This window comes from Massilia sp. 01N417 (assembly GCF_056399645.1).
Window position 1 is genome coordinate 175820 of the sequence record NZ_JBFTRS010000005.1, and the last position, 13029, is coordinate 188848.

8 protein-coding genes and 1 tRNA gene are annotated in these 13029 nt (G+C 66.9%); 7 read left to right on the forward strand and 2 right to left on the reverse strand.

Going from position 1 to position 13029, the window contains the following annotated elements:
• Positions 1 to 131: 131 nt before the first annotated feature.
• The 3 genes from AC1DOQ_RS07705 (at position 132) to AC1DOQ_RS07715 (ending at position 2846) form a co-directional block, all read left to right on the forward strand.
• The gene (locus tag AC1DOQ_RS07705) at positions 132 to 1379 is read left to right on the forward strand and encodes an aspartate kinase (RefSeq protein WP_477361835.1); all 1248 of its coding nucleotides are present in this window, start codon (positions 132 to 134) and stop codon (positions 1377 to 1379) included.
• Between the two features lie 100 nt (positions 1380 to 1479).
• Positions 1480 to 1573, forward strand: a tRNA-Ser gene (locus AC1DOQ_RS07710).
• Between the two features lie 463 nt (positions 1574 to 2036).
• Complete coding sequence (locus tag AC1DOQ_RS07715; protein ID WP_477361837.1) at positions 2037 to 2846, forward strand: hypothetical protein; 810 nt, start codon at positions 2037 to 2039, stop codon at positions 2844 to 2846.
• A 20-nt stretch (positions 2847 to 2866) separates the two neighbouring features.
• On the opposite strand, the gene sbcB is transcribed toward AC1DOQ_RS07715, so the two are convergent.
• Positions 2867 to 4462, reverse strand: a complete 1596-nt coding sequence (sbcB, locus tag AC1DOQ_RS07720) for an exodeoxyribonuclease I (RefSeq protein ID WP_477361839.1) — start codon at positions 4460 to 4462, stop codon at positions 2867 to 2869.
• Positions 4463 to 4657: 195 nt separating this feature from the next.
• Here sbcB and AC1DOQ_RS07725 point away from each other — a divergent pair, with 195 nt between their 5' ends.
• Positions 4658 to 6247 (forward strand): methyl-accepting chemotaxis protein, encoded by a 1590-nt coding sequence (locus AC1DOQ_RS07725; RefSeq protein ID WP_477361841.1) that lies wholly within the window; start codon positions 4658 to 4660, stop codon positions 6245 to 6247.
• Here AC1DOQ_RS07725 and nhaA read toward each other — a convergent pair.
• Positions 6186 to 7337, reverse strand: coding sequence for a Na+/H+ antiporter NhaA (gene nhaA / locus AC1DOQ_RS07730; RefSeq protein ID WP_477361843.1), 1152 nt, complete (start codon positions 7335 to 7337; stop codon positions 6186 to 6188). The two genes, AC1DOQ_RS07725 and nhaA, sit on opposite strands and share 62 nt — an antisense overlap.
• A gap of 267 nt (positions 7338 to 7604) precedes the next feature.
• Here nhaA and AC1DOQ_RS07735 point away from each other — a divergent pair, with 267 nt between their 5' ends.
• The 3 genes from AC1DOQ_RS07735 to AC1DOQ_RS07745 all read left to right on the forward strand — a co-directional run bounded on the left by AC1DOQ_RS07735 (position 7605) and on the right by AC1DOQ_RS07745 (position 13029).
• Positions 7605 to 10814, forward strand: coding sequence for an nSTAND1 domain-containing NTPase (locus tag AC1DOQ_RS07735; RefSeq protein WP_477361845.1), 3210 nt, complete (start codon positions 7605 to 7607; stop codon positions 10812 to 10814).
• Positions 10811 to 11212 (forward strand): hypothetical protein, encoded by a 402-nt coding sequence (locus AC1DOQ_RS07740; protein ID WP_477361847.1) that lies wholly within the window; start codon positions 10811 to 10813, stop codon positions 11210 to 11212. The genes AC1DOQ_RS07735 and AC1DOQ_RS07740 overlap by 4 nt, the downstream gene beginning before the upstream one ends.
• Before the next feature lie 170 nt (positions 11213 to 11382).
• Positions 11383 to 13029, forward strand: coding sequence for a hypothetical protein (locus AC1DOQ_RS07745; RefSeq protein ID WP_477361849.1), 1647 nt, complete (start codon positions 11383 to 11385; stop codon positions 13027 to 13029).

Here is a 13029-nt window from a genome sequence, read left to right on the forward strand (position 1 = left end):
AATATGCACTTTCTGCATTACCTTATTCCAATTAGGTATAGATTTCGCATTACCACGTATTGTGATTCTGCACCGCAGCATGTAGAGTTGAAGACCCCTTCTATCTTTTACAAGCGGAAATCCCCACTGTCATGGCTTTAATAGTCCACAAATACGGCGGCACGTCGATGGGATCGACGGACCGCATCAAGAACGTCGCTGCGCGCGTCGCCAAATGGCACGACGCCGGCCACCAGATCGTCGTCGTCCCTTCCGCCATGTCGGGCGAAACCAATCGCCTGATTGGCCTGGCAAAAGAGATCATGGCGCAGCCGGATCCGCGCGAGCTGGACATGATCGCCTCGACCGGCGAGCAGGTGTCCGTCGGCCTGCTGGCGATGGCGCTGCTGGCACGCGGCAAGGATGCGGTCTCCTACACTGGCTGGCAGGTGGGTATCAAGACCGACTCCGCCTTTACCAAGGCGCGCATCCAGTCGATCGACGACTCGCGCGTGCGCGGCGACCTCGAGGCCGGCAAGATCGTGATCATCACCGGCTTCCAGGGTGTGGACGACGAAGGCAATATCTCGACCCTGGGCCGCGGCGGCTCGGACACCTCGGCGGTGGCGATCGCGGCCGCGATGAAGGCCGACGAGTGCCTGATCTATACCGACGTCGATGGCGTCTACACCACCGACCCGCGCGTGGTCGACGAGGCGCGCCGCCTGCACAAGATCACCTTCGAGGAAATGCTGGAACTGGCCTCGCTGGGCTCGAAAGTGCTGCAGACCCGCTCCGTGGAATTCGCAGGCAACTACCGCGTCCCGACCCGCGTGCTGTCGTCGCTGACCGATCCCCTGATGCCGCTCGAGGAAGAAGCCAACTCGGGCACCCTGATTTCGTTTGAGGAAGAAAACAACATGGAACAAGCCGTCATCTCCGGCATCGCCTTCCACCGCGATGAAGCCAAAATCACCGTCCTGGGCGTTCCGGACAAGCCGGGCGTCGCTTACCACATCCTCGGCCCCGTCTCGGACGCGAACATCGAGGTCGACATGATCATACAGAACGTGTCGGTAGACGGTAAAACGGACTTCACCTTCACGGTCTCGCGCAACGACTACCAGCGCGCCCTGGGCGTCCTCGAAGCGAACAAGGAAGAACTCGGCTTCACCCGCCTGGTGGGCGATGCGAAGGTATCGAAGGTCTCGGCGGTCGGCGTCGGCATGCGCAGCCACGTCGGCGTCGCCTCGCAGATGTTCCGCACCCTGGCGGAAGAGGGCATCAACATCATGATGATCTCGACCTCCGAGATCAAGATTTCGGTCCTGATCGACGAAAAATATATGGAGCTGGCCGTACGCGCCCTGCATAAAGCTTTTGACTTGGAGAAAGCTTAACTTTTTCAAAAAAATTGGCCGTGCTTCCTTGACCAAATGAAGTGTGGCCATTAATATGCGTGCACTCAGCGACAACGAGCAACACTGTTAAGAGCTGACTGGAGGCGTGGCCGAGTGGCCGAAGGCACTTCCCTGCTAAGGAAGCATACGGGCTTAAACCTGTATCGTGGGTTCGAATCCCACCGCCTCCGCCAGAGATTCAAACAAAAAAGCGACCGCAAGGTCGCTTTTTTGTTTTCCGCGGTAGAACAGGCGAGCAGGGCGCCTGCGCGCCCTGCGGGTGGGATTCGAAGCCGCGCGCATGCTTGCGCGTGGGCGGCCTGCGGGATGTAGGCGAATCCCACCGCCTCCGCCAGAGATTCAAACAAAAAAGCGACCGCAAGGTCGCTTTTTTGTTTTCCGCGGCAGAACAGGCGAGCAGGGCGCCTGCGCGCCCTGCGGGTGGGATTCGAAGCCGCGCGCATGCTTGCGCGCGGGCGGCCTGCGGGATGTAGGCGAATCCCACCGCCTCCGCCAGAGATTCAAACGAAAAAGCGACCGCAAGGTCGCTTTTTTGTTTTCCGCGGTAGAACAGGCGAGAAGCCCGCGCAGCTGTGCCGCGTGCTCAATCGAGAAGATGACCTGTAATATTCCATCAAGCCTCGAAGACGCGCAGCCATGAGCCCTCAAAAAAAGCGTAGCAAAGCCGCCGCCTCAACATCGCAGCTGGACCTGCCCTTCGTCCAGCCGGACACCCTGCGCGACCTGGCCTACTACCTCGGCATCTGCAACGTCTTCGCCGCCTACCACAAGCGCTGGCCCACCCCCGAGTCGCTCCGCGAAGAGTTCCGCGCCGCGCGCATCGCGGACTACGATGGCCAGCGACTCGAACGGGAGCTGCGCTTTCCCGGCCCGGCACTCGAAGCCGACCCCGCCTACCAGGCACTGCGCGAGCGTTGCCTGGCCGACGACCCCGACGCCGAGCCTGGCATATTTGCGCTCCATCCAGGCTATCGCGAAGTCTTGAAGGACGAAGATGTCGCCGCACTATTCGACACCATCGCACTACCAGGCAACGCAGGCCCCGGCGCGGTCCGATACGCCACCGGACTGCCGGCGCACGCCCACGACGAACTGACGCTGCGCCTCGGCGCGGCAGTGCGCGCGCAAGCGCTTGCCCTTGCCGGACTCGATCCCGACGATCCCATGGTGCGCGCGAAAGCCTTCTCCGTGCGCGTACGGGCGACGGGCGAGCTGACGGGGTTCATGGAGCGCATCGGCATGCCGCCGCCGTCTGCACCCGAAGGGCTGGCCGACCATTACCTGCTCGAGGCTGACGACCAGGGCCGCCTCACCATCCGCTACCAGCTGCGGGAGGGCAGCCGCTACGCGGGCCGCTTCGACGTCCGGCGGCTGACCGAAAAACTCGCATCGGCCTACGCCGCCAGCCAGGACCTTGCCCGCTTGCGCAATGCCCGACCGAATTGACCGTAGCCGCCGCCATCCGCCTATCGGCGTCTTCTGGTCCGGCCCGTGGACGGCGTCACATCCGCGCCGCCGAACAGGTCGGGCTGGACCGGCGTCGCGGACGGGGCAGGCGCGGCGGGCACCGGCGGAGCAGGGGGCGGAAGCTCGGCCGGCCCGGCGGTATCGAAAGGATCGATCTCGGCCGCCAGCCCGTTCGCATACGCCAGCACCTGGTCGAGGATGTCATATTTCGCGGCATCGAGGGGATCCGCCGACTGGCCCAGCCTGCGCCGGCAATCGGCGACCGCGGCGCGCACCATGGAGACCGTGCGGCTGCCGGGATAGCCCGAGATCAGCTTGTCGAAGCGGTGCTCTTCCCACTTGTCCTGCTCCCGCTGGGACAGGAATCCGGGATAGTGGCGCGCCTTGTAGCGCAGGAAGAGGGCGGTCAGCCTGGGATCGCTGAATTCCGGCCTGACCGACGCCAGGTTGGCCGGGTCCAGGGTCAACAGCTGGTCGAGGGTGCGGCGGTCGTTGCCGATGAAGCCCGCGTACAGGGCCTCCTCGGGATCGCCGTCGAAGGACGGCCGGGTAAACGCCGCCTGCAGCAGCCGGGGCAGGTCGACCGCCCGCAGCACGTCCCGCATGTCGGCGACGTTCGCGAGCGCCGCATCGAGGTCGAGGCCCAGTTCGGCCGCCCGCTCCGGCGGCAGGACGTCCAGCTTCCGGAACACGATCGGCGACTTGTTCGCGGCGATGCAGTGGATGGGCATCCGGCTGAAGCCTTCGGGCTGGTCTTCCGGCCTGGTGAACAGGCGCCTGCGCAGGGTCTCGGCATCGATGTCGAGCAGCTGGCGCGGATCCGCGGCCAGGTCCCAGGCGATCACTTCGTTCCTGTTGGTGGGGTGGGCGGCGACCGGCATCATGATCCGGATCCCGGCCGTCTCCGGCGATCCGCGTCCGATATGGAGGAAGGGCGCCTGCTGTTCCGGGTCCATTTCGTGTAGCGCCAGGGCCTTGTCGCGCATCGCGAAGCAATGCGCGTACAGCGCCGGCTGCCGCTGCCTGATCAGCCGTGCGAGCGAGATGGTGGCGCCCACGTCCGACAGGGCATCGTGCGCCAGTCCGTGCGGCAGGCCGTTCGCCTTGCTGAGGCTGGCCAGCTTGAACGAGGGATTGCCCTGGCCGTCGCGCGGCCACGCCAGCGTCCCGGGGCGCAGGGCGTGGACGGCGCGCACCAGCCCGATCAGGTCCCATCGGCCGCAGCCATCCTTCCATTCGCGGGCATAGGGATCGATCAGGTTTCGCCAGAACATGAAGCGCGTGATCTCGTCGTCGAAGGCGATCGAGTTGTAGCCGAATGAAATCGTGCCCGGCATCGTCATCTGGCGCCGGACTTCCGCAACGAACTGCAGTTCCGGGAGACCCGCTTCCTCGCACAGCTGCGGCGTGATGCCGGTGATGACGCAGGCATCGGGGTCGGGCAGGAGGTCAGGATAAGGCTTGCAGTACAAGGTCATCGGCTTGCCGATGAGGTTCAGTTCCATATCCGTGCGCACGCAGGCGAACTGCATCGGCCGGTCGCGGCTCGGATCCAGGCCTGTCGTTTCGTAATCGAAGACCAGCAAACTGTTCATTGGGCCTCTCATGGAAGTCGACGCCATGACAACATGATACGCGCGATGCAAAAATGTGAGCATCATGACAAATCCGCGCGCATCGATGGCGGGGCAAGTGTTGCATTTTGTCCCGAACCGCGCCATTGCTGATTTCCGTCGGGAAATTTTGAGCTAGCATAAAAGCGCCCAGCCTCTCTTCTCGAGAAAGACCCTATGCTTTCGAATTTCCGTATCGGTTCGCGCCTGGCGATCGGCTTCAGCATCACGATCGCCATCATGTTGCTGATGTCGCTGATCGGCATTAACCGCATCCGTCACACCAGCGCGCTCACCGACCAGATCGTCAAGCAGCGCTATGTGGCGGTGGAGCAGACCAACGTCATGCGCAGCTACGCCAACCGCGGCGCGCAAGCCTTGCGCAACGCCATGCTGGCGACCGACCCGGCGCAATCGGCCAAGTTCTTCGAGGCCGTGCTCGATGCCGACCGCATCGGCAGCGAAGCCGCCGCCAATCTCGGTCAGCTGATGAGCTCGGACGAGGAAAGGAAGCTGCTCGGCGACCAGGGCAGTGCTTACGCGGCCTTCACCGCCAAGCGCGCACAAGCCGTCGAGCAGTTCAACAAGGGCGATCGCGCGGCCGCCGTCGACTTCCTGTTCGCCACCGTGGTGCCGCTGCAAAACGCCTACTTTGGCCGTCTCGACGCCCTGCTCAAGCACGAAACCGAGCGCGTCGACCGGCTGGGCGAGGAGGCCGCCGAAGCCTCGCACGACGCCACCGTTCTCCTGCTGGCGCTGCTGGCCCTGGCGACCGTCGTCTCGGCCCTTGCCGGCTACCTGATCACGAAGTCGGTCACCCGGCCGATCGGCGAAGCGGTGGCGCTCGCCGAAACCGTCGCCCAGGGCGATCTGACGATGCGGATCGAGGTCACGCGCGGCGATGAAACCGGACGCCTGATGGAGGCGCTCAAGACCATGGTGGCCAGCCTTACCCACACCGTGAGCGCGGTCCGTTCGAGCACCGACACCATCGCCACCGCTTCGGCGCAGATCGCCGCCGGCAACCTGAACCTGTCCTCGCGTACCGAAGCGCAGGCCGGCAGCCTGGAAGAAACCGCCTCGTCGATGGAAGAATTGACCTCGATCGTCAAGACCAATGCCGACAACGCGCGCCAGGCAAGGCAGTTCGTCGTGTCGGCCGCCGACCATGCCAGCCGTGGCGGCGAGGTGGTCACCGAGGTCGTCTCGACCATGGGAGCGATCAAGCAAAGCTCGGGCAAGATCGCCGAGATTATCGGCGTGATCGACAGCATCGCCTTCCAGACCAATATCCTCGCGCTCAACGCCGCGGTGGAGGCGGCGCGGGCCGGCGAACAGGGCCGCGGCTTCGCCGTGGTGGCGGCCGAGGTGCGCAACCTGGCGCAGCGCTCGGCCGGCGCGGCCAAGGAGATCAAGGCGCTGATCGAGGATTCGGTCGCCAAGGTCGACGCCGGCGGCCGCCTGGTCGACCAGGCCGGCAGCACGATGAGCGACATCGTCGGCTCGGTGAACAAGGTCGCGGCGCTGATGAACGAATTTGCCGCCGCCAGCGCGGAGCAGAGCGCCGGCATCGAGCAGGTCAACATTGCCATCGTCGAGATGGATCAATCCACCCAGCAGAACGCCGCGCTGGTCGAGGAGGCCGCCGCCGCGGCGGCGAGCCTGGAAGAGCAGGCGCATCAGCTGTCGGATGCCGTGGGCGTGTTCAAGCTGCACGCGGCGTCCCTGGGTCATCGGCCGCTCCCCCGGCCAGCCTTAACCATGTAAAGCCGGCCACGCCGGCTACCAGCGAGGCGACCAGGATCGCCATCTTCGACCCGTTGACGAGGCCGGCCTCGCCCGCGAAGGCGAGGTTGGTGATGAAGATCGACATGGTGAAGCCGATCCCGCCGAGCAGGCCGGCGCCGAGCACGTGGCGCCAGGCCAGGCTTGATGGCAGGCGGCACAGGCCGAGCGCGACGGCGGCGAAAGTCGCCAGCACGATCCCGACCGGTTTCCCGGCGCCCAGGCCGAGCACGATGCCCAGGCTGTTGGACGTCAGCAGCGCCTGCGCCCAGTCCGCGCCGATCACGACGCCGGTATTCGCCAGCGCGAAGACCGGCAGGATCAGGAAGGCCACCGGCTTGTGCAGCAGCTGTTCCAGCCTGGCGGAATACGGAATCGCGAAGGCCAGCAGCACGCCGGCGATGGTCGCGTGCACGCCGGACTTCAGCATGAAGAACCACATCAGGACGCCGCCCAGCAGATAGGGCGCCAGGGCCATCACGCGCCCCATCCGGTTCAGCAGCACCAGCAGGACGAACACCGCCAGCGCCGCGGCCAGCCAGCCGATCGAGACCTCCGCCGTATAGAAGAGGGCGATCACGATGATGGCCCCGAGGTCGTCCATGACCGCCAGGGCGGTGAGGAAGATCTTCAGCGAGGCCGGCACCCGGCTGCCCAGCAAGGCCAGCACGCCGAGGGCGAAGGCGATGTCGGTGGCCATCGGGATGCCCAGTCCCGCCTGGGTCGGCGTGCCGTGGTTCAGGCCGAAATGGACGAGGGCCGGGACGACGATCCCGCCGGCCGCCGCCACGATCGGGAGCAGGGCGTTCTTCGGGTCGGACAGTTCGCCGTTGTACAGTTCGCGTTCCAGCTCGAGCCCGATCAGCAGGAAGAACACCGCCATCAGGGCGTCGTTGACCCAGTTTTCCACCGTCAGGCCGGCGAAGGGCTGGTGCCAGAAATGCAGGTATTGCCCGCCCAGCGGCGAGTTCGCAAGCAGGAGGGAGACCAGGGTGCAGAGAATGAGGACGGTGCCGCCAGCTTTTCCGGATGCGGCAAATTCCTTGAAGGTGTTCGAGAGGAAGCTATTCATATGGGCGCGATTCAACCGCGTGGCGGCCCGACCAGCGCGAATCCTGTCGTACCGAGCGGTACGATCACCCAGCCGCCATTATAGCCGGGTGTGAAATGGCGCGGCGAGGCTTTCCCATTTTGCATGTTGGGATGATATGATGCTTGAAATCACTATTTTCTTTTCGGCATCTATCCCCCCGTAATGGAATCACAGCAATTTCTATTTGGCGAATGGCTGGTCGACCCCTCGACCAACAGCATTCACCAATCGGGGGAACGCAGGCAGATGGAGCCGCGGGCCATGGAAGTGCTCGTGGTCCTGTGCAAGGCGGCCGGCCGGATCGTCAGCGCCGACGAGCTGCTGACGCAATGCTGGCGCACCGACGTCTACGGCGACAATCCCGTCCACAAGATCCTCGCCCAGCTGCGGCGCCTGCTCGGCGATACCGCCAGCGCGCCCAGCTACATCGAAACCGTGCGCAAGCGCGGCTACCGCACCCTGGCCCAGGTCAGCTTCGGCAAGTCGGGGCAGGGCACGGCCGGCAGGTGGGCGGACCGGACCCCGTTCCGCGGGCTGGCCGCCTTCAATGAAGCGCATGCCCAGGTCTTCTTCGGACGCGACGAGGCGATCCGCCGGCTGCTGAAGTCGGTGGACGCCCAGATCGGGACGGGGCTGGCGCTGCAGCTGGTGCTCGGGCCCAGCGGCTCCGGCAAGTCCTCGCTGGTCCGCGCCGGCCTGTTCCCGGCGCTGGCGCCGGCGCTGCGCGGCGGCGAACCGGCCCTGCTGTCCACCACCGTCTTCGATCTCGCCGAGCAGGGCGAGCAAAGCCTGCTGGTTTCCCTGGCCGGTGCCATGCTCGACCTGCAGGCCGGCGCTGACGGCGTCTTCCCCGGCGACAGCGCGGTGTCCCTCGCGGCGCGCCTCGAACAGGACCGTGAAGGCGTGCTGCGCCAGATGACGGAAGCCCTGGCCGCGGGGCAGGGAGACTACGGCCAGCTGCGCTTCGGCATCTTCATCGACCATGCCGAGGCCCTGTTCGCACCGGGCCGCTGTACCGACGCGGAACGCGACGCGCTGCTGGGCACCATCGAAGCCCTGGCCCGCAGCGGCGCGGCCCTGCTGGTGATCGGCTGCCGCAACGATTTTTATCCGCACATCGCCCGCCATCCTTTGCTGATGGACGGGAAGCCGCATGGCGCCCACTTCGACCTGGCGCCGCCGACTTTCGCCGAGATCGCCCAGATCATCCGCCTGCCGGTGGCCGCCGCCGGGCTCTCCTTCGGCACCGATCCGCAGAGCCAGGCGCGCCTGGACGACGTGCTGTGCGAAAGCGCCGCCGCCAGCCCGGATGCCTTGCCGCTGCTGCAATACTGCCTGCAGGAGCTGTATGCCCTGCGCARCGACAGCGGCGAGCTGGGTTTCGACGCCTTCCGCCAGCTGGGTGGCGTCGAAGGTGCGATCGCGCAGCGCGCCGAGCAGGTCGTCGCCCGCTTCGACGAGGCGCAGAAGGCCGCGCTGGAGCGCGTCATGTCGCTGGTGGTGGTCATCGCCGCCAACGAGGAGACCGTGACCAGCCGCCGGGCGCCGTGGTCGGCGCTGCGCGGCGAGGCCGAGCGCCGGGTGGTCGACGCCCTGGTCGAATCGCGCCTGTTCGTCAGCGAGCTGCTGGGCGAGGTGCCCGGGTTCGGCATCGCCCACGAAGCCATCCTGCGGCGCTGGCCGCGCATGCGCGAATGGATCGACGTCCACAAGAGCGCCTTGCTGGAGCATGCGCGCCTGGCCAACCAGACCGCGCGCTGGGTGCGCGAAGGGCGCAGCGCCGAGCTGCTGCTGCCGCGCGGTAAACAGCTGGAAGCGGCGCGGGCGCTGCAGGACTCCGGCCAGTTCGCCCTGAGCGAAGACCAGGCGCAGCTGATCCGCCTGTCGCTGCACCGCGCGCGCAGCGGCGAGCGCCTGCGCCGGATTGCCATGGGCAGCATCGTCGTGCTCGCGCTGCTGGCGCTGGCGCTGGGCATCAGCGCCACCGCCTCGCGCAAGCTGGCCGAGCAGCGCCGCCTCGAGGCCGAAGGCCTGATGGGCTATATGCTGGGCGATTTCGCCGACAAGCTGCGTCCCCTCGGCCGCCTCGACCTGCTCGACGGCGTCAGCACCAAGGCCCTCGACTACCTCGGCGCCAAGGGCGAACAGGAATCGAGCATGACCGCGCTGGCGCAGCGCGCGCAGGCGCTGCAGGTGATCGCCGAAGTGCGCCGCGCGCGCGGCGACTCCAAGGGCGCGGTGCAGGCGCTGGATGCCGGCCAGCGCATTCTCATGGAACAGCATGCCCGCGCGCCGGCGAACGTCGAGGTGCTCAAGAACCTGGGTGTGAATGCGTATTGGCTTGGGCAGCTGGCGAAGGACGGTAGCGACTTCGGCAAGGCGGACGCGCACTGGCGGGATTACCTCAGGTTCAGCGACGACCTGAATCGCCTCGAGCCCGGCAATGTGACGTGGTGGATGGAGCAGTCCTATGCCCACAACAACCTCGGCTCGCTGGCCGTGTCGCGAGGCTATCCCCAGACCGCGGCGCGTGAATTCGAACAGTCGATCGCCCTCAAGCGCCGCGTGCTCGAGCGCCAGCCGAACGACCGGCCGCTGCTGAAGGAACTGGCGGGAAGCGTTTCATGGCTGGGCGCCGCGAGGCAGGCGCTGGGCGAACTGGATGCCGCCGGCGCGCTGTACGAAGAGGAGATGGCGATCGTCCAGCGGCTGCGGGCAATGGCACCGGGCGAGGCGCTGTGGGCCAGGAGCGAGGCCTGGGCACTCCAGCACCGGGCCGCCAACCGCCTGGCACGGGGCCAGGACGCGACGGCGCTGCAGGACTACCGGGCCGCGCGCATGCTGATGGCCGGCCTTGCCAAAGCGGACGAGAAGAACCTCGGCTGGCAGGCCGAAGCCATGGGTCTGGAACTGCAGGAGCTGGTCATCCTGGCGCGCACCGAAGGCAGCGCCCTCGCCGGGATGCGGGACCTGCATGCCCGCATGGCCGGCCTGGCGGCCAGGGATCCGAAAAACGTCACCTGGGCGCGCACGGCGAGCCTGACCCAGGCCTGGCTGGCGGAACTGCTGCTGCAGGACGGCCGGGCCGGGCCCGCACGCGAAGAAGTCCAGGCCGCGGTGGCGCGGCTGCGTGAACTCCACGCCGCCAACAAGGCCAACAAGACCCTGGGGCAGGCCCTGATCCGGGCCTTGCTGGTGTCGGCCGACGTCGATCATGCCGCGGGCGATCGTGCCGCGGCGCGCACGGCCTGCCGTGGCGTCGTCGACATGCTGGGACCGGACGTGCCGTCCTCGCGCGACTACTATGTGCTCGAGCCCTGGGTCAGGGCCAACTACTGCCTCGGTGAGGACGGTCCCGCCGGGCAGGCGGCAGGGCGCCTGAAGGGCTTCGGCTTCGCCGACCGCGACTATCTGCAATTCCTGTCTTTACAAAGCAAAACGAAAGGGAAGTCATGAAGACGGCTACACCACAACGCAGCGTCACGATCGCGATCTGCGGCCGCGGCGCGGACGACGCCCAGGTCAGGTACAGCTACTGGTCGCCGGTCGACGGCGTCACCCGCACCGCCACGCCCAGGTGCCACCTGGATCAGACGCGCGCGACCAATACCCTGTTCCTGCTGGATTACCAGTCCAGCCTGAACGGCTGGACGATCACCGGCGTCGAGCCGAATCCGGCCGGCGCACCGGCCCTGGAAACCATCCCCGGCCCGGCCGGGCAGTCGGTGATGACGCTGTTCCCGCAGCTGCCCGTCGCCGAGACCTTCAAGTTCTTCATCGTGTACACGAACACCCTGACGGGCGCCGTGGTCCGCTTCGATCCGCAGGAAGACAACACCCCGGTCCCGCCGTGATGCACGGGCCTTCGGGCTATCCGGCATGAAATACGGGCCGCGCATCGTCGCGGCCCGTGTCTTTTTATCCTTTGAAATCAAAAGCTTAACATCCGGAAGGAAACCGGAAGGTATCTGCACGGCAATTCCCCTACAGTTCGTCCGCCGTCAATCAAGCAAGGGGAAACAGCATGACATCGACCACCGATCGCCCGCCGCACAGCGGGGACGAGCGCAAGCGCCAGCGCCAGGCCTGGAGCCTGAAATCCGCCGAGGGCGGCTGGCCTTACTTCGCGTCCACCGCACTGGTCGCGGTCCCGGGCGGCAACCGGCCGATGGACGAGATCGCGATCGGCAACCAGGTGCTGACCGCCGTCCGGCATGGCGTGGAATGGGAATGGTTAGCGCGCGAAGTGCAGTTCAGCGCCGGCTCGCCGCCGAACACCACCGGCGTCGGCAACGTGATGTTCTACATCGAGTACGGCGGCCGGCAGCCGGGCGAGCGCCGCCAGGCCATGGTGGCGTCGCCCAACCAGCTGTTCCTGCTGGCCGGCGGCGGCATCCTGAAGCGAGCCGACCAGCTGGTGCCGGGGACCGACTGCCTGGTCGATCCGCAAGGGCGGGCGGTGCCGGTCGCGCGCATCCACAGCGGCAGCTATTTCGGCGCCGTGCACCATATCGCGACCGAGGTGCCGGACTACGGCGAATTCCGCGGCAGCCTGGACAAGCACTGCATCATCGTCAACGGCGTCGTCTGCGGCGACTTCGCGCTCCAGCGCTACCAGCATGCCGACTCGATGCAGCCTCACCTGGCGGCCGGCGCCGACCATCCGGCGGTCGGCACCGCGGCCTACCGATCCCGCCACGCGACGGTCTGCCGCTCGGCTTTCGGCGCCGCCGTCGACCTCGACGCCGGTCCGGTCGTGCATCCGGAGTTCGTGCCCGACATCGAGTCGGCCACCGTCATCCCGCCGCGCGCGGCGACGCTGTTCACGCCCAGGCAGGAGGCCCGGCTGCTCGAGCCGGACGTGCCGGCGCGGCCGATGTCGGACGCCACCAACCGCTGGATGGCGGCCTACTACTCGCGTCTTTACGCGACCTTCTGTCCCGGCATCCGCTTCCACGTCGATTGGACCAGCCAGCGTCCGAACGTGTTCGCGTTCACCGAGTACGGCCAGAAGACCGTCGTCATCGGCGGCGGCTTGCTGCGCCTGGAAGCCCTGTACGACGGCGCGATGGCGGTGGCGCTGGCCTTCGGCGCCGCCTGCCTGGCGGACCAGGGCGGCTCGCGGCCGTTCGATAAGCCGCCGGGAACCGGGCGCGCACTGTACGAGGGCATCGCCATGGTCGCCGGCAGCGCGCTCCAGGGCGGCAATGCGTGGCGCGAGACCATGCAGGCGGGGACGCGCCAATTGGGCGAGTTGATCGCGGCGCTGATCGGCAAGCAGGACCGGTCGGCCGACGTCGAGTCACTGGAATGCCTGCTGGAGGCGATGCGCGCCGCCGTCGAGGGCGAGGAGCTGCCGCGCTGCGTCGGCGGGCCGACACCGGGCGGCCTGCAAGTGGTGTCAGCCAGCTACGACGCCGCCGGCGGGCAGCTGAACATCTCCTTCAGCGATGCGGTGCATCCGCACAGCGCCGGCAATCCGCACAACTACCGGATCCATCCGGCGGCGGCGGTACGGGCGGTGCAGGTCCATCCGCGGCGTCCGGCGGCGGTCGCCCTCGCGGTCGACCTCGCGCCCGGCGAGTACACGGTGGAGGTGGTCGATGTGCGGGCGGCGGACGGTTCCACCCTCGATCCGCTGGCCGCTTCGGCGCCGCTGGCGGCGGGCTGA

Excerpts from the sequence above, each read along its gene's own strand:
- AC1DOQ_RS07705 (WP_477361835.1), top strand. The coding sequence starts at position 132 with ATGGCTTTAATAGTCCACAAATACGGCGGCACGTCGATGGGATCGACG.
- AC1DOQ_RS07715 (WP_477361837.1), top strand. The coding sequence starts at position 2,037 with ATGAGCCCTCAAAAAAAGCGTAGCAAAGCCGCCGCCTCAACATCGCAG.
- sbcB (WP_477361839.1), bottom strand. The coding sequence starts at position 4,462 with ATGAACAGTTTGCTGGTCTTCGATTACGAAACGACAGGCCTGGATCCG.
- AC1DOQ_RS07725 (WP_477361841.1), top strand. The coding sequence starts at position 4,658 with ATGCTTTCGAATTTCCGTATCGGTTCGCGCCTGGCGATCGGCTTCAGC.
- nhaA (WP_477361843.1), bottom strand. The coding sequence starts at position 7,337 with ATGAATAGCTTCCTCTCGAACACCTTCAAGGAATTTGCCGCATCCGGA.
- AC1DOQ_RS07740 (WP_477361847.1), top strand. The coding sequence starts at position 10,811 with ATGAAGACGGCTACACCACAACGCAGCGTCACGATCGCGATCTGCGGC.
- AC1DOQ_RS07745 (WP_477361849.1), top strand. The coding sequence starts at position 11,383 with ATGACATCGACCACCGATCGCCCGCCGCACAGCGGGGACGAGCGCAAG.